General features: G+C 70.5%; 16 protein-coding genes and 1 tRNA gene. 9 read left to right on the top strand and 8 right to left on the bottom strand.

From position 1 onward, the window contains the following. Nucleotides 1-84: 84 nt before the first annotated feature. The 3 genes from purS to purL are packed head-to-tail and all read left to right on the top strand — an operon-like array spanning nucleotide 85 to nucleotide 3289. Nucleotides 85-342 (top strand): phosphoribosylformylglycinamidine synthase subunit PurS, encoded by a 258-nt coding sequence (purS, locus tag ACH4OW_RS05945; protein ID WP_360135962.1) that lies wholly within the window; start codon nucleotides 85-87, stop codon nucleotides 340-342. Further along, nucleotides 339-1043 carry a phosphoribosylformylglycinamidine synthase subunit PurQ gene (gene purQ / locus ACH4OW_RS05940; protein WP_360135964.1) on the top strand — a complete coding sequence of 235 codons (705 nt, stop codon included), beginning with the start codon at nucleotides 339-341 and terminating at the stop codon, nucleotides 1041-1043. The genes purS and purQ overlap by 4 nt, the downstream gene beginning before the upstream one ends. Further along, nucleotides 1040-3289, top strand: a complete 2250-nt coding sequence (purL, locus tag ACH4OW_RS05935; protein WP_398025312.1) for a phosphoribosylformylglycinamidine synthase subunit PurL — start codon at nucleotides 1040-1042, stop codon at nucleotides 3287-3289. The genes purQ and purL overlap by 4 nt, the downstream gene beginning before the upstream one ends. A 173-nt stretch (nucleotides 3290-3462) precedes the next feature. Here the strand turns inward: purL and ACH4OW_RS05930 are convergent, their stop codons facing one another. Next, nucleotides 3463-4917, bottom strand: coding sequence for an MFS transporter (locus ACH4OW_RS05930; protein ID WP_398025972.1), 1455 nt, complete (start codon nucleotides 4915-4917; stop codon nucleotides 3463-3465). A gap of 186 nt (nucleotides 4918-5103) precedes the next feature. On the opposite strand from ACH4OW_RS05930, the gene ACH4OW_RS05925 reads away from it, so the two are divergent. Together ACH4OW_RS05925 and ACH4OW_RS05920 are read left to right on the top strand one after the other, a co-directional pair. After that, entirely contained in the window at nucleotides 5104-5751 is a 648-nt protein-coding gene (locus ACH4OW_RS05925) for a TetR/AcrR family transcriptional regulator (protein WP_398025310.1), read from the top strand. 44 nt (nucleotides 5752-5795) lie between these two features. After that, nucleotides 5796-6602, top strand: a complete 807-nt coding sequence (locus tag ACH4OW_RS05920) for a sterol carrier family protein (protein ID WP_398025308.1) — start codon at nucleotides 5796-5798, stop codon at nucleotides 6600-6602. 78 nt (nucleotides 6603-6680) lie between these two features. Here ACH4OW_RS05920 and ACH4OW_RS05915 read toward each other — a convergent pair whose 3' ends face one another. Then, complete coding sequence (locus tag ACH4OW_RS05915; RefSeq protein WP_398025970.1) at nucleotides 6681-8096, bottom strand: sulfatase; 1416 nt, start codon at nucleotides 8094-8096, stop codon at nucleotides 6681-6683. A 332-nt stretch (nucleotides 8097-8428) separates the two neighbouring features. Then, a complete protein-coding gene (locus ACH4OW_RS05910; RefSeq protein WP_398025306.1) occupies nucleotides 8429-8518 on the bottom strand; it encodes a putative leader peptide in 90 nt (29 codons plus the stop codon). A gap of 129 nt (nucleotides 8519-8647) precedes the next feature. On the opposite strand from ACH4OW_RS05910, the gene purF reads away from it, so the two are divergent. Together purF and purM are read left to right on the top strand one after the other, a co-directional pair. After that, complete coding sequence (gene purF, locus ACH4OW_RS05905) at nucleotides 8648-10207, top strand: amidophosphoribosyltransferase (protein ID WP_360135974.1); 1560 nt, start codon at nucleotides 8648-8650, stop codon at nucleotides 10205-10207. Nucleotides 10208-10242: 35 nt separating this feature from the next. Beyond that, nucleotides 10243-11337, top strand: coding sequence for a phosphoribosylformylglycinamidine cyclo-ligase (gene purM / locus ACH4OW_RS05900; protein WP_398025303.1), 1095 nt, complete (start codon nucleotides 10243-10245; stop codon nucleotides 11335-11337). A 107-nt stretch (nucleotides 11338-11444) separates the two neighbouring features. Here purM and ACH4OW_RS05895 read toward each other — a convergent pair whose 3' ends face one another. Continuing rightward, nucleotides 11445-11705: a DUF3073 domain-containing protein gene (locus ACH4OW_RS05895; RefSeq protein WP_030372983.1), complete on the bottom strand. Its 261-nt coding sequence runs from the start codon at nucleotides 11703-11705 to the stop codon at nucleotides 11445-11447. Nucleotides 11706-12228: 523 nt separating this feature from the next. Continuing rightward, entirely contained in the window at nucleotides 12229-13347 is a 1119-nt protein-coding gene (locus ACH4OW_RS05890) for a Leu/Phe/Val dehydrogenase (protein WP_398025300.1), read from the bottom strand. A 262-nt stretch (nucleotides 13348-13609) separates the two neighbouring features. Between ACH4OW_RS05890 and ACH4OW_RS05885 the strand changes: the two genes are divergently transcribed. Together ACH4OW_RS05885 and bldC are read left to right on the top strand one after the other, a co-directional pair. Further along, nucleotides 13610-14446 (top strand): hypothetical protein, encoded by an 837-nt coding sequence (locus tag ACH4OW_RS05885; RefSeq protein WP_360135980.1) that lies wholly within the window; start codon nucleotides 13610-13612, stop codon nucleotides 14444-14446. A 630-nt stretch (nucleotides 14447-15076) separates the two neighbouring features. Further along, on the top strand, nucleotides 15077-15283 hold the full coding sequence (gene bldC, locus ACH4OW_RS05880) for a developmental transcriptional regulator BldC (protein WP_003980577.1): 207 nt from the start codon (nucleotides 15077-15079) through the stop codon (nucleotides 15281-15283). A gap of 503 nt (nucleotides 15284-15786) precedes the next feature. On the opposite strand, the gene ACH4OW_RS05875 is transcribed toward bldC, so the two are convergent. The 3 genes from ACH4OW_RS05875 to hrpA all read right to left on the bottom strand — a co-directional run bounded on the left by ACH4OW_RS05875 (nucleotide 15787) and on the right by hrpA (nucleotide 20474). Next, a complete protein-coding gene (locus ACH4OW_RS05875) occupies nucleotides 15787-16059 on the bottom strand; it encodes a DUF6274 family protein (RefSeq protein ID WP_398025297.1) in 273 nt (90 codons plus the stop codon). 168 nt (nucleotides 16060-16227) lie between these two features. After that, nucleotides 16228-16302: transfer RNA gene (locus ACH4OW_RS05870), tRNA-Asp, on the bottom strand. 110 nt (nucleotides 16303-16412) lie between these two features. Continuing rightward, complete coding sequence (gene hrpA / locus ACH4OW_RS05865) at nucleotides 16413-20474, bottom strand: ATP-dependent RNA helicase HrpA (RefSeq protein ID WP_398025295.1); 4062 nt, start codon at nucleotides 20472-20474, stop codon at nucleotides 16413-16415. Between the last annotated feature and the right edge of the window lie 122 nt (nucleotides 20475-20596).

Raw genomic sequence — 20596 nt, 5'->3', positions numbered from 1 at the left:
CTTGTCACGATATCTATGCGCGTAGATTTTCGAACACGGTACTGTGATGGCACCGCCTTACGCACCACACCATCGGGAGTGCCAGTGGCACGCGTCGTAGTCGACGTCATGCTCAAGCCGGAGATCCTCGACCCGCAGGGCCAGGCGGTGCAGCGCGCACTGCCCCGCCTGGGATTCGAGGGGATCGCCGACGTCCGTCAGGGCAAGCGTTTCGAACTTGAGGTGGAGGGCCCGGTCGACGACGCCGCCCTCGCCCGTATCCACGAGATGGCCGAGACCTTCCTCGCCAACACCGTCATCGAGGACTTCACCGTCCACGTCGAAGACCAGGCCGGGTCATGACGGCGCGCATCGGAGTCATCACCTTTCCGGGCACGCTCGACGACCGCGACACCCAGCGCGCCGTCCGGCTCGCCGGGGCCGAGGCGGTGCCGCTGTGGCACCGCGACAAGGACCTCAAGCAGGTCGACGCCGTGGTCCTGCCCGGCGGCTTCTCCTACGGCGACTACCTGCGGGCCGGCGCCATCTCCCGCTTCTCGCCGGTGATGGACACCGTCATCGAACAGGCCAAGGGCGGCCTGCCGGTGCTCGGCATCTGCAACGGCTTCCAGGTGCTGACCGAGACCCACCTGCTGCCGGGCGCCATGCTGCGCAACGAGAGCCTGCACTTCGTCTGCCGCGACCAGCGGCTGCGGGTGGAGAACGCGGACACCGCCTGGACCGCCGACTACACCGCCGGCCAGGAGATCTCCGTACCGTTGAAGAACATCGACGGCCGGTACGTCGCCGACGAGCGCACGCTCGACATGCTGGAGGCCGAGGGCCGCGTCGCCTTCCGCTACCTGACCGGGGGCGACGCCGCCGACGGGTACGGCAACCCCAACGGCTCGCTGCGCGACATCGCCGGCATCACCAACGAGGCGGGCAACATCGTCGGCCTCATGCCGCATCCCGAGCACGCCGTCGAGCCGCTGATCGGCACCGGCCGCACGGACGGCCTCGGATTCTTCACCTCGATCCTGAAGAAATTGGTCAACGCATGACGCTCGACACGGTCAAGCACGCAGCCGAGACGCCGGACACCGACCAGCCGTGGGCCGAACTCGGCCTGAAGCAGGACGAGTACGAGCGCGTCCGCGAGATCCTCGGCCGCCGTCCCACCGGCGCCGAACTCGCGATGTACTCCGTCATGTGGTCCGAGCACTGCTCGTACAAGAGCAGCAAGGTCCACCTGCGGCAGTTCGGCCAGAAGGTCCCCGAGAACGACGCGATGCTCGTCGGCATCGGCGAGAACGCGGGCGTCGTCGACGTCGGCCAGGGCTACGCGGTCACCTTCAAGGTCGAGTCGCACAACCACCCGTCCTACGTGGAGCCGTACCAGGGCGCGGCCACCGGCGTCGGCGGCATCGTCCGCGACATCATCGCCATGGGCGCCCGCCCGGTCGCCGTCGTGGACCCGCTGCGCTTCGGCGCCGCCGACCACCCCGACACCAAGCGCGTCCTGCCGGGCGTCGTCGCGGGCATCGGCGGCTACGGCAACTGCCTGGGCCTGCCCAACATCGGCGGCGAGGTCGTCTTCGACTCCTGCTATCAGGGCAACCCGCTGGTCAACGCCGGTGCCATCGGCGTGATGCGGCACGAGGACATTCACCTCGCCAAGGCGTCCGGCGCCGGCAACAAGGTCATCCTCTACGGCGCCAGGACCGGCGGCGACGGCATCGGCGGCGCCTCCATCCTGGCCTCCGAGACCTTCGACGACGCGAAGCCGTCCAAGCGCCCCGCCGTCCAGGTCGGCGACCCCTTCCAGGAGAAGCTGCTCATCGAGTGCACCCTGGAGGCGTTCGCGGAGAAGCTGGTCGTCGGCATCCAGGACCTCGGCGCGGCCGGCCTGTCCTGCGCCACCAGCGAGCTGGCCTCCAACGGCTCCGGCGGCATGCGCGTGGAGCTGGACGACGTACCGCTGCGCGACTCGACGCTCTCGCCCGAGGAGATCCTCATGAGCGAGTCGCAGGAACGCATGTGCGCCGTCGTCGAACCGGCGAAGGTCGAACGGTTCCTGGCGATCTGCGAGAAGTGGGACGTCACCGCCACCGTCATCGGCGAGGTCACCGACGGCGACCGACTGGAGATCTTCTGGCACGGCGAGAAGATCGTCGACGTCGACCCGAAGACCGTCGCCCACGAGGGCCCGGTCTACGAGCGCCCCTACGCGCGCCCCGCGTGGCAGGACGCCCTCCAGGCCGACGACGCGGGCAAGCTGCCGCGCCCGGAGACCGGCGAGGCGCTGCGCGAGCAGGTCCTCAAGCTGGTCGCCTCGCCCAACCAGGCGTCCAAGTCCTGGATCACCAGCCAGTACGACCACTTCGTGCAGGGCAACACCGTGCTGGCGCAGCCGGAGGACTCCGGCATGATCCGCATCGACGAGGAGTCCGGGCTGGGCGTGGCCATCGCCACCGACGGCAACGGCCGCTACGCCAAGCTGGACCCTTACCACGGTGCGCAGCTGGCGCTGGCGGAGTCCTACCGCAACGTCGCGGCGACCGGCGCCAAGCCGCTGGCGATCTCCGACTGCCTGAACTTCGGCTCGCCCGAGGACCCGGCCGTCATGTGGCAGTTCGCCGAGGCCATCCGCGGCCTCGCCGACGGCTGCCTGGAGCTCGGTACGCCGGTCACCGGCGGCAACGTCTCCCTCTACAACCAGACCGGCGAGGCCGCCATCCACCCGACCCCCGTGGTCGCGGTGCTCGGTGTGATCGACGACGTCGCGCGCCGTACCCCGGTCGCGTTCGCGGACGAGGGCCATCTCGTCTACCTCCTCGGTGACACCAGGGACGAGCTGGGCGGCTCGGCCTGGTCCCAGGTCGTCCACGACCACCTGGGCGGCCTGCCGCCGCGGGTGGATCTCGGCCGGGAGAAGCTGCTCGCCGAGATCCTGATCTCGGCCTCCCGCGACGGCATGATCGACGCGGCGCACGACCTGTCCGACGGCGGTCTGATCCAGGCCCTCGTCGAGTCGTGCCTGCGCGGCGGCAAGGGCGCCCGGATCGTCGTACCCGACGGACTGGACCCCTTCGTCCTCCTGTTCTCCGAGTCGGCGGGCCGCGCCATCGTCGCGGTCCCGCGCAGCGAGGAGCTGCGGTTCAGCGACATGTGCGGCGCGCGCGGCCTCCCGGCCACCCGCATCGGTGTCGTGGACGGAGAAGAGATCGACGTCCAGGGGCAGTTCACCCTCTCGCTGAGCGAGCTCAGGGAAGTCCACGAGGCGACGATCCCGGCCCTGTTCGGCTGAGCACTCCCGCACGGTGGCCCGTCCTCTCCCGGGGGCGGGCCACCGGCGCGCCGAACGCGCCGCCCCCGCCGCAGACCGTTTCGTCCCTGCCGGTCACGCCGTCCTCCTTTCCCTGTCACTGCGTCCCACCGCTGGTCGCTCCGTCCCATCGCTGGTCATTCCGTCCCCGCCGGTCATGTCCCCTCGGCCGCCGGCGCGGCCGGTCGTATGCGCAGGGACAGGAGCAGCGCCAGGGCCAGGACGCCTGCGGAGCAGAGGAAGACCACGCCCGTGGAGGAGCTGAAGGCGTCCACCGCGCGGGTGTGGGCCTCGCCCTTGAGCGTGGGTATCGCGCTGGTCGAGCCGCCGGGGCCGCGGTCGGCGTAGACCCGGGCCAGCACCGTCCCGAACAGGGCGGCGCCCAGCGAACTGCCCAGGGTCTGGAAGAACCGGATGCCGGTCGTCGCCACCCCGAGCTGATGGTGCGGCGCGGCCTGCTGGACGAGCACGATCAGCCGGCCCAGCGTCTGGCCGAACCCGGCGCCGAGGAGGAGCAGTTCGGCCCGTACGGCCCACAGGCTGGTGTCGGCGCCGTTCGTCGAGAGCAGGACCGTGGCCACGGCGGCGCAGGCCGTACCGCTGATCACGAAGGTCCTCTCCGTCCACCCGCGGGAACCGAGCCTGGCGGTCAACAGGCCCGAGCAGGCCATGCCGAGCGCTGTGGGGATCATGAACATGCCCGCCGCGGCGGGCGCGATGCCGCGGGCCAGCTGGAGGTAGACGATCACGTAGACCATCGAGCCCATCAGGGCCACGCCGACCAGTCCCTGGACCGCGAAGCCGGTGCGCAGCGTGTGGTTGCGGAACATCGACAGCGGTAGCAGCGGCTCGGCGGCGGTGGCCTGCCGCCACAGGAACAGCCCGAGCAGCGCCACGGCGCCGGCGGCCAGCCCCAGGATCACCGGGGAGCCCCAGCCGTAATCCCGGCCGCCCCACTCCGTCACCAGCAGCAGCGCGGTGGAGAACGCCGCCGCCAGGGCCGCGCCGAGGAAGTCGATGCGCCGCCGTTCCCCGTGTAGGGGGAGCTTGAGGACCAGCGCGGACGCGACGAGCACGGCGATGCCGACCGGCAGGTTGACGTAGAAGATCCAGCGCCAGTCCGCGTGTTCGGCGAGCAGCCCGCCGGCCACCGGACCCAGGGCCATGCCGGCCCCCGCGACCAGCCCGCCGATGCCGGAGAACCGGCCCGCGCCCTTCTCGCCCGGCTCCTTGAGCCGGGCGATGACGACCATGGTGACGCTCATCAGCCCGCCGCCGCCCAGCCCTTGCAGGGCACGGAAGGCGATCAGCTGCTCCATGCTCTGAGCGGCTCCGCACAGGGCCGAGCCGAGCAGGAAGGTGGCGACGGCCCCGAGGAAGACCTTCTTCGCGCCGAGGGAGTCGCACAGCTTGCCGTACAGGGGCAGCGCGGCGGTGGCGGCCAGCGAGAAGGTGCTGATGAGCCAGGGGATGCGGTCCACGCCGTACAGCGGGTCGAGTTCGCGGGCGATCGGGACCGTGACGGCCGAGACGATGTTCTGGTCGAGGACGGCGAGCAGCACGGTCGTGAGGCAGACGGCGAGGCCGATCTTCCGCCGGGCCGGCGTCATGCCGCCCGGTCCGGCGGCGGGCGGGGCAGGTGGGCCGGGCGGCCGGGGCGGAGCGGTACCTGCCGCACCGCCCGGTGAGGTGCGCGGGGAAACGGTGGAAACGGTCATGGCTGCACCATGCCCGCCGATCGTGTACCGAGTCAATATTTTATCCGGTATTATTTTTTGCCCTGGTACAGTGGTGGCATGGCTGAGGAGATGGGACTGCGCGAGCGCAAGAAGCTGCAGACGGGGCGGCGGGTGCTGCGCACCGCCGTCGAACTGTTTCTGGAGCGGGGCTTCGAGAAGGTCTCCGTGCAGGAGATCGCCGACGCCGCCGACGTTTCCAAGATGACCGTCTTCAACTACTACGGTTCCAAGGAGGACCTGGTCCTCAAGCCGCTGGAGCACCACGCGGCAGACGCGGCCCGCGCCGTCCGCGAGCGCGCCCCGGGGGAGTCGGCGGTCGCCGCGCTCCGACGCCAGTTCGTGGAGATGCTGGACGCCCGCGACCCGTCCGTCGGCCTGTGCGACGCGAAAGAGGTGCTCCGCATCCGCCAGTTGATCGTGGACACGCCGGCTCTCCTGCTCCGTGCCCACGCCAGCGTCCGGCACGGCGAAGAGCTGCTGGCCGAGGCCCTGGCGGAGGGGACCGACGGCGACCGGCTGACGGCCCGGGTCGCCGCGGGCCAGCTGACGGGCGTCCGTAGCGCGCTCATTGCCGAGAACCACCGCAGGCTGCTCGCCGGCGAGGCCGCCGACGCCGTGTATCCGGACGCGGTCGCCGCCGCCCACCGCGCCTTCGACCTGGTGGAGCGCGGCCTCGGCGCCTATGCGACGCGCCCCGCGCAGTAGCCTCGACGCTCACATCTGACGCGCCGCACAGTAGCCTCGACGCCATGCCCAGTGCCCGTAAGTCGGCCGGCAGGTCCCGCGCCCGCAGTTACGATCCCGCCCGGACCCGCGCCGCCGTCACCGCGCAGTTCGGACACGTACGCGACGCCGTACGGCAGTTGTCCCCCGAGCAGTTCGCGCTGCCGACCCGCCTCGGGGACTGGACGGTGCGCGAGCTGGTCGCGCACCTCTCCATGGCGCTCGAACAGGTTCCCGCGGCCCTGGCGCAGCCCGCGCCGCCCGCCCAGGAGGTCACTCTCGCCACCTGGCCGTCCGCGACCCGCGCGCTGGCCGGGAAGGTGGACGAGATCGCCCGCGAGACGGCGGCCGCGGCGGCGCCGGCCGACCTCCTGGACCGTGCCGCCGCCCGCTACACCGAAGCCGTTGCGGGCGCCCCCGGCGACCGGCTGCTGGCGGCCCGTATCGGCGCCATGCGGCTGGACGACTTCCTGGTGGTCCGCTGCGTCGAACTGGTGGTGCACACCGACGACCTGGCTGCCGCCACCGGCCTGGACATCCCGTACGACCGCCAGGCCCTGGCCGCCGCCACCCGGCTGCTCGCCGACGCGCTTGCCACGAAGGCGCCCGGCGGCTCGGTGGAGGTCCGGGTGCCGCCGTTCGCCGTCGTCCAGTGCGTCGAGGGCCCCAGGCACACCCGCGGCACGCCGCCGAACGTCGTCGAGACCGACCCGCTGACCTGGCTCCGCCTGGCCACCGGCCGTACGGCCTGGCCCGCGGCGGTCGAGGCGGCCGACGTGAGCGCCAGCGGCGAACGCGCCGACCTCGCACCGTACTTGCCCCTTATGGGCTGATTACCGGGCCAAGCCCCGACCCGGCCCCGCTCCGCCTCCAGGACAGCCGCCTCACTCCTTCGGGTCGGGGCTGCTGCCTCACCCCTTCGGATACGGCAGCAACGTGGCGTCCACCGCCTCCCACGCCGCCCGCAGCTCCGCCAGCCGCCGTCCCTCCGCCCCCGCACGGTCCGCCTGCTCGCGGGGGTCCCCGGTCACGTGGAAGAGCTGGTCCCGCCCGCTCTTGCCCCGGTAGTACTTCCAGTCGCCGCGGCGCAGCGCCCGTTCGCCCCGTATGCGCCAGAACAGGTCGCGCTCGGGGAGCCGCTCGCCGCGCAGCAGGTAGCCCGCCAGGCTCGTACCGTCCAGTGGGTAAGCGGGGTGCGGGCGGGCGCCCGCGAGTTCCAGAAGGGTCGCCGTCCAGTCGGGGCTGTAGTGCGGTGTGTGGCTGACCTGGCCGCCGTCGATCCGGGCCGGCCAGCGCACGATTGCCGGTACGCGGATGCCGCCCTCCTGGAGGGTGAACTTGTTGCCGCTCAGCGGCCAGTTGTAGGACCAGCGCTCGCCGCCGTTGTCGCTCCCGAAGAAGACCAGGGTGTCCTCCTCCTGTCCGGAGCGTTTCAGGGCGGCCAGCACCGCGCCCACGGACCGGTCCAGGTCCTCGACCATCTCCGCGTACTTCTCCAGCGAGCCGCCGTCCCGGTGTTGCAGCGCGCCCTTCTCACCTGCCCTGACGCGGCGGACGATCTCCGCGCTCGCCGCCTCGTCGCCGTCCGCGATCCACGGCCAGTGCGGGGTGGTGAAGTTCAGGTTCAGCAGCCAGGGCTTCGAGTGCCGCCGGCTCACGTGGTCGACGGCCCGTTCGGTGAGGACGCGCGTGTAATAGCGCAGGTCCTTGTACTCGGCGTCGCCCTCGGTGACGTTGCCCTCGTAGAGGTCGTACTCCCCGCCCAAACCCAGTTTCGAGTAGTACTCCAGCGCCCCGCCGAAGTTGCCGAAGAAGGTGTCCCAACCCGACTTGGTGGGGCTGTGGTCGGGCAGGTAGCCGCAGTGCCACTTGCCGATCAGGGCGGTCGAGTAGCCCGCGTCGCGCAGCAGCGAGGCGAGGGTGGGGTGGCCGGGGTCGAGGCCGACGGTGCGGTCCGCGATGGGTTCCGCCAAGCCGCCTTCGGTACGGCCCGGATACCGGCCGGTGTAGAGCGAGAAGCGGGTGGGCGAGCAGGTCGCCGACCCCGAGTAGGACTGGGTGAAGCGCACGCCCTGGCGGGCCAGCCGGTCCAGGTGGGGCGTACGGATGTGCGGTGATCCGTACGAGGACAGGTCGGCCCAGCCGAGGTCGTCGCCGAGGATGAACAGCACGTTGGGACGACGGGCGGCCCGGCGGCCGGTCGCCGCACGGAACGGCCGTTCCCGGTAGGCGGATCCGGTGGCCGCGGCCGGGCCCGCGCCGCCCACGGTCAGGGTGCCGGCGGCGGCGGTGGCGCCGATCAGGCCGCCGAAGGCGCGGCGGGACAGCGCGCCTTTACGGGAATCCCGGCCTTCGCGGGAGGAATCGGGCTGCGGGGCGGGCGTGGAGGCAGGGGCGGAACGCGTCACGGAATACGACCTTCCGAATGTGGGGCAGCGGTGGGGGACCGCCACGGAAATGCGCGGGAGGGCAGTGCGGGAAGCCGGGCCGAAAAGCCCGGAATTCACCGGATACGCGCGCCGGCGAGCTACCCCCGAATGGCGGAGTGGCGCATTTCACCCCACGTCGCGACGGTGGCGAGGGGGATGGTGCGGCGCACGTCGGCCCCGCGCCGGAACGGGGCGGGCCTCGCGTGAAGGGAATGTGAAAAGAAGGGCGCTCAGACGCGCCGTGCGCAGCGACAGATGGCGCTCGCGACGCGACCGAGGTCGACGTGGCGGCGCTGCACCAAGGGCTGCGAGGTGTGCATGGTGCGTGATCCTGTCCGTGAGCGGGTGCTCACGTCAAGCATTCACCGGGCCCCGAATGCGGCTGCGGCTACCGTCCCGGTTCGATCCCCGGTTCGGATGAATCGCGGACCTGCCCTAGACTCGGTGCTGTGCCACGTGGTGACGGACGACTCAGCCACGACCTGCTCCCCGGCGAGAAGGGCCCCCAGGACGCATGCGGCGTCTTCGGTGTCTGGGCTCCGGGTGAAGAGGTCGCCAAACTCACCTATTTCGGGCTGTATGCCCTGCAACACCGCGGACAGGAGTCCGCGGGCATCGCAGTGAGCAACGGCTCCCAAATCCTCGTATTCAAGGACATGGGCCTGGTTTCCCAGGTCTTCGACGAGACATCCCTCGGTTCCCTCCAGGGCCACATCGCCGTGGGCCACGCCCGCTACTCCACCACCGGTGCCTCGGTGTGGGAGAACGCGCAGCCGACGTTCCGTGCCACCGCGCACGGCTCGATCGCGCTCGGCCACAACGGCAACCTGGTCAACACCGCCGAACTCGCCGAGATGGTCGCCGCGCTGCCCCGCGAGGGCGGCCGCGCGACCCAGGTCGCGGCGACCAACGACACCGACCTCGTGACGGCCCTGCTGGCCGGCCAGGTCGACGAGGACGGCAAGCCGCTGACCGTCGAGGAGGCCGCGCCGCGCGTCCTTCCCAAGGTCATGGGCGCCTTCTCGCTGTGCTTCATGGACGAGCACACGCTGTACGCGGCCCGCGACCCGCAGGGCATCCGCCCGCTGGTCCTCGGCCGCCTGGAGCGCGGCTGGGTGGTGGCCTCCGAGACGGCCGCCCTGGACATCTGCGGCGCCAGCTTCATCCGGGAGATCGAGCCCGGCGAGCTGGTCGCCATCGACGAGAACGGCCTGCGCAGCTCCCGCTTCGCCGAGGCGAAGCCCAAGGGCTGTGTGTTCGAGTACGTCTACCTGGCGCGTCCCGACACCGACATCGCGGGCCGCAACGTGTACCTCTCCCGGGTGGAGATGGGCCGCAGGCTGGCCGCCGAGGCCCCCGCCGACGCCGACCTCGTCATAGCGACCCCGGAGTCCGGCACGCCGGCCGCGGTCGGCTACGCCGAGGCCAGCGGCATCCCGTACGGCGTCGGCCTGGTGAAGAACTCCTACGTCGGCCGGACCTTCATCCAGCCCTCGCAGACCATCCGCCAGTTGGGCATCCGGCTCAAGCTCAACCCCCTCAAGGAAGTCATCCGCGGCAAGCGCCTGGTGGTCGTCGACGACTCGATCGTCCGCGGCAACACCCAGCGCGCCCTGGTCCGCATGCTTCGCGAGGCCGGCGCCGCCGAGGTCCACATCCGGATCTCCTCGCCGCCGATCAAGTGGCCGTGCTTCTACGGCATCGACTTCGCCACCCGCGCCGAACTGATCGCCAACGGTCTGACCGTCGACGAGATCGGCAAGTCGCTGGGCGCCGACTCGCTGTCGTACATCTCGATCGACGGCATGATCGAGTCGACGACGATCGCCAAGCCGGACCTGTGCCGCGCGTGCTTCGACGGCCAGTACCCGGTCGATCTCCCCGACCCGGAGCTGCTGGGCAAGCACCTCCTGGAGTCGGAGACCGCGGGCCAGGCCAAGCCGGACCTGGACGGCGTCGAGACGCTGACGGCCGGGGTCGGCGGCGCCGACGCGCTGCGCCGCCCGTAGAGCTCGTACACACCGACAGGAAAGATCTCAACGCCATGTCTGCCGAGTCTTTTGAGCATGCCCAGCACGCGGGCACCAGCGCCAGCTACGCAGCAGCGGGCGTGGACATCGAAGCGGGCGACCTCGCCGTCGACCTGATGAAGAAGTGGGTCAAGAAGGCCACCCGCCCCGAGGTCGTCGGCGGCCTCGGCGGGTTCGCCGGCCTCTTCGACGCCTCGGCCCTCAAGAGGTACGAGCGTCCGCTGCTCGCCTCGGCCACCGACGGGGTCGGCACGAAGGTCGACATCGCCCGCCGGATGGGCGTGTACGACACGATCGGCCACGACCTCGTCGGCATGGTCGTGGACGACCTGGTCGTCTGCGGTGCCGAGCCGCTGTTCATGACCGACTACATCTGCGTCGGCAAGGTCGTCCCCGAGCGGGTCGCGGCGATCGTCAAGGGCATCGCCGAGGGTTGTGTGCTGGCCGGCTGCGCGCTGGTCGGCGGCGAGACCGCCGAGCACCCCGGGCTGCTGGGGGCCGACGACTTCGACGTCGCGGGCGCCGGCACGGGTGTCGTCGAGGCGGACCGGGTGCTGGGCGCGGATCTTATCCGTACGGGTGACGCCGTCATCGCGATGGCGTCCTCCGGACTTCACTCCAACGGGTACTCGCTCGTCCGGCACGTGCTGTTCGACCGCGCCGGGATGTCCCTGGACCAGCGGATCGAGGAGCTCGGCCGGACCCTCGGCGAGGAGCTGCTGGAGCCCACCAAGATCTACTCGCTGGACTGCCTGGCGCTGACCCGCACGGCCGAGGTGCACGCCTTCTCGCACATCACCGGCGGCGGCCTGGCCAACAACCTGGCCCGGGTGATCCCGGATGGCCTGCACGCCACGGTCGACCGGTCCACCTGGACCCCGGACCCGATCTTCGACCTGGTCGGCAAGGCCGGCGACGTGGAGCGGCCGGAGCTGGAGAAGACCCTGAACATGGGCGTCGGCATGATCGCCGTCGTGCCGCAGGAGTCGGTGGACGTGGCCCTGGCCACCCTCGCGGACCGCGGCGTGGACGCCTGGGTCGGCGGCGAGATCACCGAGCGCGGTGGGCACACCGAGGCAGTGACCCTGACCGGTGACTACTCCGCCTGATCCGCTCGTCAGGGCAGCACAGAACCCGGTCCGAGGTGACTACCCCGGACCGGGTCCGTGGAACTGCTGTGCACACCGTGCACGCACGACAGAAAAGACGTCGTGCGTCAGGCGCGACGACGCTGCTGGGACGAGTTGCCCTCGTCCTCGTCATCGTCGTCTCGGTTGTAAAGGTCGGCGTACCGCGCGTACGGGTCGTCGTCCTCGTCATCCTCGAACGGCTCGCCGTTCGGCGGCTGCTGCTGTGCCGGCTGTTGCGGCGATGCACCCAGCTCTTCGGCCAGGCGTGAGAGATCAGTCCCACCGCTGTTGTACTTCAGCTGGCGGGCGACCTTCGTCTGCTTGGCCTTGGCCCGGCCGCGCCCCATGGCTCGACCCCCTCAACGACGGGGCTCGACGGCCCCAGAGTCTTGACACGCGTTCATGATTCAGAGCGGACTCTCGACGGAGAGACCGGCCCGTAGGGCTTTAACGGTACCTGCTTCCGCGGCCATACGGTACGTCGCCCGCATCACCGACCGCTCGGCACGACCGGCGAGACGCCCCGTCCCCGCTGGTCAGCTGCGATTTTAACCTGTCCGCCACGGCGACCCGCCGACGGGTGGTGAGGGATGTCTCCTTCACTGCCCGTGATCCCTTACGCATTGCTCTGTGATCACTACGGAGGGGGTAGGGGTCGCTGATCTGTACTGCCTGTAATGCTCGCCGGTACGGTCCGTGACCGGCGAGGCGTTTCCGGGGCTGTTCGGGTGAGCTGCGGGTCGTTCGGAGCTTGATCGGATCGCGATCAGCTTCGGTCGAACCCGAGCAATACCGGGCAGTGTTGAGCGAAACCGGTCGCGGCGAGCGCCACGACCGGCCAAAAAATGGCGTGAACCCTTCGGTCGGGCGTCAGACCCGCCGGGCGTCCGCCATCCGCTGCTCGGCCAGCCGGTCCGCCGCCGCAGCGGGCGGAATGCCGTCCTCCTTCGCACGAGCGAATATCGACAGCGTGGTGTCGAAGATCTTCGCCGCCTTCTTCTTGCAGCGGTCGAAGTCGAAGCCGTGCAGCTCGTCGGCCACCTGGATCACGCCGCCGGCGTTCACCACGTAGTCCGGCGCGTAGAGGACGCCGCGGTCGGCGAGGTCCTTCTCGACGCCGGGGTGCGCCAGCTGGTTGTTGGCCGCGCCGCAGACCACCCGCGCGGTCAGCGCCGGCACCGTGTTGTCGTCCAGGGCGCCGCCGAGGGCGCAGGGCGCGTACACGTCCAGGCCCGGCGTACGGATCAGCGACCCGGTGTCCGGCGCCACCCGGACCTGCGGGTGCCGGCTGCGGACGCGCTCGATCGACTCGGCGCGCACATCCGTGATCACGACCTCGGCGCCGTCCTCCAGGAGGTGTTCGACGAGGTGGTGGCCCACCTTGCCGACGCCGGCGACGCCGACCGTGCGGCCGCGCAGCGTCGGGTCGCCCCACAGGTGCTGCGCCGAGGCGCGCATGCCCTGGAAGACGCCGAAGGCGGTCAGTACGGAGGAGTCGCCCGCGCCGCCGTTCTCGGGGGAGCGGCCGGTGGTCCACCGGTTCGTGCGGGCGACGACGTCCATGTCCGCCACGTACGTGCCGACGTCGCACGCGGTCACGTAACGGCCGCCGAGGGAAGCCACGAACCGGCCGTACGCGAGCAGGAGTTCTTCGGTCTTGATCAGATCGGGGTCACCGATGATCACCGCCTTGCCGCCGCCGTGGTCGAGCCCGGCGAGGGCGTTCTTGTACGACATGCCGCGGGAGAGGTTCAGGGCGTCCAGCACGGCCTCCTCCTCGGAGGCGTACGCGTGGAAGCGGGTGCCGCCGAGGGCCGGGCCCAGGCGGGTGTCGTGGACGGCGATGACGGCCCGCAGGCCGCTGGCGCGGTCCTGGCAGAGGACGACCTGCTCGTGGCCGCCCTGTTCGGAGCGGAACAGGGTGTGCAGGACGCCCCCGTCGGCGCTGACGGGGGAAGGACGTACGTCGGTCACGGTGGTGACTCCCATAGTCGCGGAGGACGCCCTCCGATGGCTCCCTGTTGCTTGTGGCAGGGGGAGGGCGGGAGGGCCGGTCGGGAAGAGAGTAAGACCTGAACGGCGCGCTGATCGGTCCAGTGCGGAGGATCACCCACTCCCGGGGGACGGCCGTGGGACGATTTGCCGTACCCCTGGCCGGGCGGGAACGACCAACTCCCGGCACTTTGCACCTCTTTGCCATTCTTTGCGGTTGTTCGACGGACATCACTCTGAGGGAATCGAAGGAGCGGGCGTGGCCTTGGCGTCGTCGGTGACGGTCCCGTACGCGGCATATCTGCGGGTCTACGAACCGCTGGCAGCGTTCCCCGAGCCGGAGCGCTCCTACTGGGCGCGCTATGCCAAGCGCCCGAAGACCCCCACGGTTCAGGACGAACTTCGGCGGTCCCTGGCCGATTTGCTGCCCACCCCGCCGGTGCCGGTCCCGGTCCACGAGAGCAGCGACGCCTTCGTCGCGGTCGTGGACGGCGTCACGTGCGTCTGCCCCTGGCGGACGCGGCTGCGCGGCTGGCAGGCCCTGGAAGGGCTCTCCGAGCTGCTCCCGGCGCCCGTGCTGGACGCGGCGCTGCCGCCGGTGGTGCGGCGGCAGGCGGCCGCCGACTACGAGGAGTGGCTGGAGCGCAATCCGGACGCCCGCCCGTGGATCCGCACCGCCACCTGGCACGTGCCTGTGCGCTGGTTCGCGCTCTTCGGCGACTGCGAGCGGGAGTACACCAAGGGCGAGGACGGCCTGGTCCTGCGGTACCGGACGCCGATGGTGCAGGCGCGGCGCCGGGTGGCCAGGGGGCTGCGGACGCTGCGCGACTCCCTGGAAGAGGGGCCGCTGATCGACGGCCTGGTGGACGTGGGCCGCTGGCTGGAGGAGTTCCATCCGCGGGCGCTGGTGGAGCTGGACTACGGCGGGCTGGTGCACGCGGTGCCCGAAGGGCAGCTGGCCGAGGACCGCTCGGCCGCGGAGGTGGCGGAGGGGCTGGCGGCGCTGCGGGAAGGGGACGGCGACCGGGCCGGCGAGGCGTACGAGCGGCTGTCGGACCGGTGGCGTGAGGTGCGCGAGCGCCAGTTCGCCAGCTGAGGCGGAAGTTTCGTACGGGTTCGGGAACCACGGGCGTTGCCGAGGAGTCCCGGTACATGTCCCGGGGTGTTTGCGCGGCCCTCGGAAGTCGTCGTGCGGGCCGCGCGTGGTCTTCGCCGCGGCGCCGGGCAGACAAAATGATCTCCGGCATACGGGGTTCGTGCACACTACTGAGGCGGAGTCGTGGGACGTAGGTCCCGATCCGGGCGATTGCCTCAAGCGTGACCTAAAGCACTGACTTCGGGCCTTGCGGCCAAGCCATACCCTCGTGCCAAAATAGGACAAGGAGCCTGACAAGGGCCCCTTCCGCCCCACTAAGGGCGGATAGTTCGGTATTGCGCTCCTTGGTGGGTCTGATGGCGGCTGATCACCTTGTGACTGATCGTCACGGTGGTGTGACTGTCCGCTATGGCATAGTCCATCGGCTTCCGCCGAGGTTGAACACCTGAGAGGGCAATTCCATCGGTTTGGCCGACGTGGCTGGACAGATGGTGTAGTTGTAGTGCCGAGGACAAGCCGTTCGTCCTATAACCGACTCGGCCCGCGTCCGCCATTTCGGGCAACGCGGGTCAAGGTGCAGAATTTAGAGGAAAGAACCGTGATGGTTCGGTTCTCCCGAGGAAGCCGCTCATGACCGCTCGCACCCCTGACGCCGAGCCGCTGCTTACCCCCGCCGAGGTCGCCACGATGTTCCGCGTGGACCCGAAGACGGTGACCCGCTGGGCCAAGGCAGGCAAGCTCACGTCCATCCGCACGCTCGGAGGACACCGGCGCTACCGCGAGGCCGAGGTTCGCGCCCTGCTGGCGGGCATTCCGCAGCAGCGCAGCGAATCCTGAACAACCGCATAACCGCGCTGTTTTCGGGCCCCCCAACCCGGACTCGGCGAGTGGAGCCCCACCCGGCTCCGCGCAGCTCCACCTAGCACCACACAGCTCCATACGACGCGGAGCCTGCCCCAACAGGCCCCACACCCGAAGCACCTGGGTACGTCATCGATCGCGCTGGACTCCGCCGGGTCCAGCGCGATCTTTTTTGTGCGCGCGCGCCCGCTCGGCGGGCCCTTCCGGCCGGCTGGACACCGCCCGCGGGGGCCGCTGGGAGTGGGCCCCCGCAGTTCTCCGGTGCAGTCGGCGGACTGCCGGGCGGGCGGTGCAATTGCACATATTAAATTGACTGCGTGTAGGGCGGCCGTAAGGTCGATGCTTCCCGAAACTCGTCCGGTGACACCCGTCACAGGCCCCGGCGCTTGTGACGTAAGCGCCCCTGCGATAGAGGGCCGGCGTGCCGCGCTTCTGCCAACAGCCTCCCACCGCTGGGCCGGTGGGAAAGGCGCCGTTGGTCACCGAGCCGGGGGACTTTCGTCCTCTGGTGTCTCCGGGGGCGGTGCGTACGCCGTGCCAGACGCCCCGGAGGGCTCCGTGGCGGGCCGGGCGGGCGGTCGATCGGCCGAGTCGCCTCCCGGGGCGCCGGCAGCCCGGCCACGGGGCTCCATGGCGAGCCGCAGCAGGCGGGCGCAGACGGGGCAGTGGCGGGTGAAGTGGCGGTAGCCGGTGGCGGCCGACAGATGGGCTCGCAGGAGCGCCCTGATCTCGTGCCTGGCAGCTGTCGGCATCGCGCGCCCCCTCCGGCCTCACACCCTTCCTCGTGACTACCGGCGGCGCGCGCACCAGTCAATACGCGAAAGGGCCCGGAGCCGTACGGGCCGGAGCTCCGGTGGGGGAAGCCCGCGCGGGAAACGCGAACGGCCCGCGTCCTCAAGGGAACACGGGCCGTTCTGCTGCGGTCCTGACGGGATTTGAACCCGCGGCCTCCACCTTGACAGGGTGGCGAGCACTCCAAACTGCTCCACAGGACCTTGGTGCCGCTCCCGCTTTCGCGGTGCTGCGAAGCAAGACTCTACAGCAGGTCAGGGGGTGCGGTCGAACTCGGTACCGGGGGCCCCGGGCGGCGGGCCCCCGGAGCCGGTCACGCCTTGGGCACCGCCGCGTCCACGGCCTTCACGATCCGCTTGTCGGAGACCGGGTACGCGGTGCCGAGCGCGTGCGCGAAGTAGCTCACCCGCAGCTCCTCGATCATCCAGCGGATCTCCCTGGCCTCGGCCGGCACCGGGCGGCCCTTGGGGAACTGCTCCAGCAGCCAGGCGTATTCGTCCTGCATCTCCTTGACCTTCGCCATGCGGGAGCGGTCCCGCTCGGCGTTGTTGGGGAGCTGCTGGAGGCGGCGGTCCACGGCTACCAGGTAGCGCAGGAGGTCGGGCAGCCGTCTGGCGCCGTGTGCGGTCACGAACCCCGGCCGGACGAGGGCGGCCAGCTGCTCCTTGACGTCCGTGAGGGACGGGAGCAGGGAGGGGAAGGTGGTGGCCTTGAGCCGGCGCTCGCACGCCTGCCAGGCCGCCAGCACCTCCCGGGTCTGCTGGATCGTCTTCATCGTCGCGTCGACCAGGTCGGCGCGCACCGCGTCGAAGAGCTTGCGGAAGGACTCCTCGTCCCAGGCCGGGCCGCCGTGTGCGCCGATCAGCCGGTCGGCGGCGGCGGTCACACAGTCCTCGAAGAGGGCCTGTATGGAGCCGTGCGGGTTCGCGGACAGCGCCAGCTTCTGTTGGTTGGTGAGTTTTCCCTGCGCGAACTTGGCTGGGTTGCTCGGAATATTCAACAAGATCAAACGGCGGGTGCCGGCCCACATCGCCGTCTGCTGCTCCGCCTCGGTGTCGAAGAGGCGTACGGAGACGCTCGTGCCGTCGTCCACCAGGGCGGGGTACGCCTTGAGCGGCTGGCCGCCGCGCCGGGTCTCGAACGTGCGGGGCAGCGTGCCCAGCGTCCAGGACGTCAGGCCGGTGCGCTGTTCCAGGCCGGCGGGCGCTCCCGCGTCCCGGTCGCCGTCCTTGCCGCCCTTGGCGGGCCGTTCGGCGGCCTGCGCGAAGGCCCTGCTGAGGGCCGCCTGCGTCTTCGGCTTGAGCTTGAGGCGCAGCGCTTCGAGGTCCTTGGCCTCGGCCAGCTTGCGGCGCCGTTCGTCGACCACCCGGAACGTGATTTTCAGATGGTCGGGGACCCGGTCCGTGTCGAAGTCGGCCGGGTCGACCGGGACGCCGACCATCCGCTGGAGGCCGGCCGCCAGGGAGGTGGTCAGGGAGCCCTGGAGGGGCACGGTCGAGTCCAGGAAGCGGGCGGCGAAGTTCGGCGCGGGGACGTAGTTGCGGCGGATCGGCTTGGGCAGCGAACGGATCAGTTCGGTCACCAGTTGTTCGCGCAGGCCCGGAATCTGCCAGTCGAAGCCTTCGGAGGTGACCTGGTTGAGGACCTGGAGGGGGATGTGGACGGTCACGCCGTCCGCGTCGGCGCCCGGCTCGAACTGGTACGTGACGCGGAACTTCAGCTTCCCCTGCCGCCAGGAGTCCGGGTAGTCGTCCTTGGTGACGGCTTCGGCGGATTCGTTGATGAGCATGGAATGCTCGAAATTGAGCAGCTCCGGCTCGTCGTGACGCTTCTTCTTCCACCACGAGTCGAAATGCGCGCCCGATACGACGTGTTCGGGCAGCCGCTGATCGTAGAAATCAAAGAGCGTCTCGTCGTCCACGAGGATGTCGCGCCGGCGGGCCCGGTGCTCCAACTCCTCGACCTCGCCGAGCAGTTTGCGGTTGTCGTGGAAGAACTGGTGATGGGTGCGCCAGTCGCCCTCGACCAGGGCGTTGCGGATGAACAGGTCCCGGGAGGTCTCCGGGTCGATCCGCCCGTAATTGACCTTCCGCTGCGCGACGACCGGCACGCCGTACAGCGTCACTCGCTCGTACGCCATCACCGCGGCCATCTTCTGTTCCCAGTGCGGCTCGCTGTACGTCCGCTTGACCAGGTGCTGCGCCAGCGGCTCGATCCACTCGGGCTCGATCCTGGCGTTCACCCGCGCCCACAGGCGGGACGTTTCGACCAGCTCCGCCGACATGATCCAGCGCGGTGGCTTCTTGAAGAGGGCCGAGCCGGGAAAGACCGCGAATTTCGCGCTGCGGGCGCCGAGGTATTCGTTCTTGGCGTCCGTGTCCTTCAATCCGATGTGCGAAAGCAAACCGGAGAGGAGGGAGGTGTGAATGTGCTCGGGCGCCGCGTCCTGCTCGGAGAGATGGACGCCCATCGTCTTGGCGACCGTACGCAGCTGCGAGTAGATGTCCTGCCACTCGCGTATCCGCAGGTAATTCAGGAACTCGCTGCGGCACATGCGGCGGAACGCCGACGACGACAGCGCTTTCTGCTGCTCGCGCACATACCGCCACAGGTTCAGATAGGCCAGGAAGTCGCTGGTCTCGTCCTTGAAGCGGGCGTGCTGCTGGTCGGCCTGCTGCTGCTTGTCGGAGGGCCGCTCGCGCGGGTCCTGGATGGACAGCGCCGCCGCGATGACCATGACCTCGCGTACGCAGCCGTTGCGGTCGGCCTCCAGCACCATCCGGGCCAGCCGCGGGTCCACCGGCAGCTGGGAGAGCTTCCGCCCCAGCTGGGTGAGCCGCTTCTTCGGGTCCTTCTGCTTCGGGTCGATCGCGCCCAGCTCGTGCAGCAGGTCCACGCCGTCCTTGATGTTGCGGCGGTCCGGCGGGTCGATGAAGGGGAACTTCTCGATGTCGCCGAGGCCGGCCGCGGTCATCTGGAGGATGACGGAGGCCAGGTTCGTCCGCAGGATCTCGGCGTCGGTGAACTCCGGGCGGGCGAGGAAGTCGTCCTCGGAGTACAGCCGGATGCAGATGCCGTCGCTGGTACGGCCGCAGCGGCCCTTGCGCTGGTTGGCGCTGGCCTGCGAGACCGGCTCGATGGGCAGCCGCTGGACCTTGGTGCGGTAGCTGTAGCGGGAGATCCGGGCCATGCCGGGGTCGATGACGTACCGGATGCCGGGGACGGTCAGCGAGGTCTCCGCGACGTTGGTCGCGAGAACGATCCTGCGCCCGGTGTGGCGCTGGAAGACGCGGTGCTGCTCGGCGTGCGAGAGGCGCGCGTACAGCGGCAGCACCTCGGTGGCGGGCAGGTTCTTCTTGTTGAGCGCGTCCGCCGTGTCGCGGATCTCGCGCTCGCCGGAGAGGAACACCAGGACGTCCCCCGGCCCCTCGGCCTGGAGCTCGTCCACGGCGTCGCAGATCGCGGTGATCTGGTCCCGGTCGCTGTCGGTGCCGCCCTCCTCCAGGAGCGGGCGGTAGCGGACCTCGACCGGGTACGTACGCCCCGAGACCTCGACGATCGGCGCGCTGGGCGCCGCGTCCCCGCCGTCGCCCCCGCCCCCTTCGGCCGGTACGGAGGCGAAGGAGCCGAAGTGCCGGGCGAACCGTTCCGGGTCGATGGTCGCGGAGGTGATGACGACCTTCAGGTCGGGGCGCCTGGGCAGCAGCTGGGCCAGGTACCCGAGGATGAAGTCGATGTTGAGGCTGCGCTCGTGGGCCTCGTCGATGATGATCGTGTCGTACTGGCGCAGCTCGCGGTCGGTCTGGATCTCCGCGAGCAGGATGCCGTCGGTCATCAGCTTCACGAGGGTGTCGGAGCCGACCTGGTCGGTGAAGCGGACCTTCCAGCCGACCGCCTCGCCCAGCGGGGTCCGCAGCTCCTCGGCGACCCGCTCGGCGACCGTGCGGGCCGCGATCCGGCGCGGCTGCGTGTGCCCGATCAGGCCGCGTACGCCGCGGCCCAGCTCCAGGCAGATCTTGGGAATCTGGGTCGTCTTGCCGGAGCCCGTCTCGCCGGCGACGATCACGACCTGGTTGTCGCGTATCGCCTCCAGGATCTCGTCCTTCTTCTGGCTGACCGGCAGCTGCTCGGGATACGTGATCGCGGGCACCGCGGCGCGGCGCTGCCCGACGCGCAGCTCCGCCTCCTCGATCCCGGCGGCGATCTCGGCGAGCACGGCCGCGCGGGCCTCGGGCTTACGGATCCGGCGCGCGCCGTCGAGCCGGCGCCCCAGCCGCTGCTGGTCGCGCAGCATCAGCTCGGGCAGCCGCTCCAGGAGAGCGGGCAGAGTGGGGGCGGCACCGTCGGGCCGGGCGGAGGCAGGCTGACTGGACATACGGGTCCCAGGATCTCACCTCCGTGAATACCGTGGCGAACGAATTGCGGCGGGCCGGCCGCGGGGCCGGGCCGGGCCGGGTGCGCCGGGCCCTTCGCACAGTGGGCCGACCAGCAGGGGAA

It is taken from the genome of Streptomyces sp. NPDC017056, from assembly GCF_044332485.1.
Taxonomy (GTDB): Bacteria; Actinomycetota; Actinomycetes; order Streptomycetales; family Streptomycetaceae; genus Streptomyces.
Note: the sequence above shows the minus strand (reverse complement) of the source record. Positions and strands in the feature narration are given on the sequence as shown.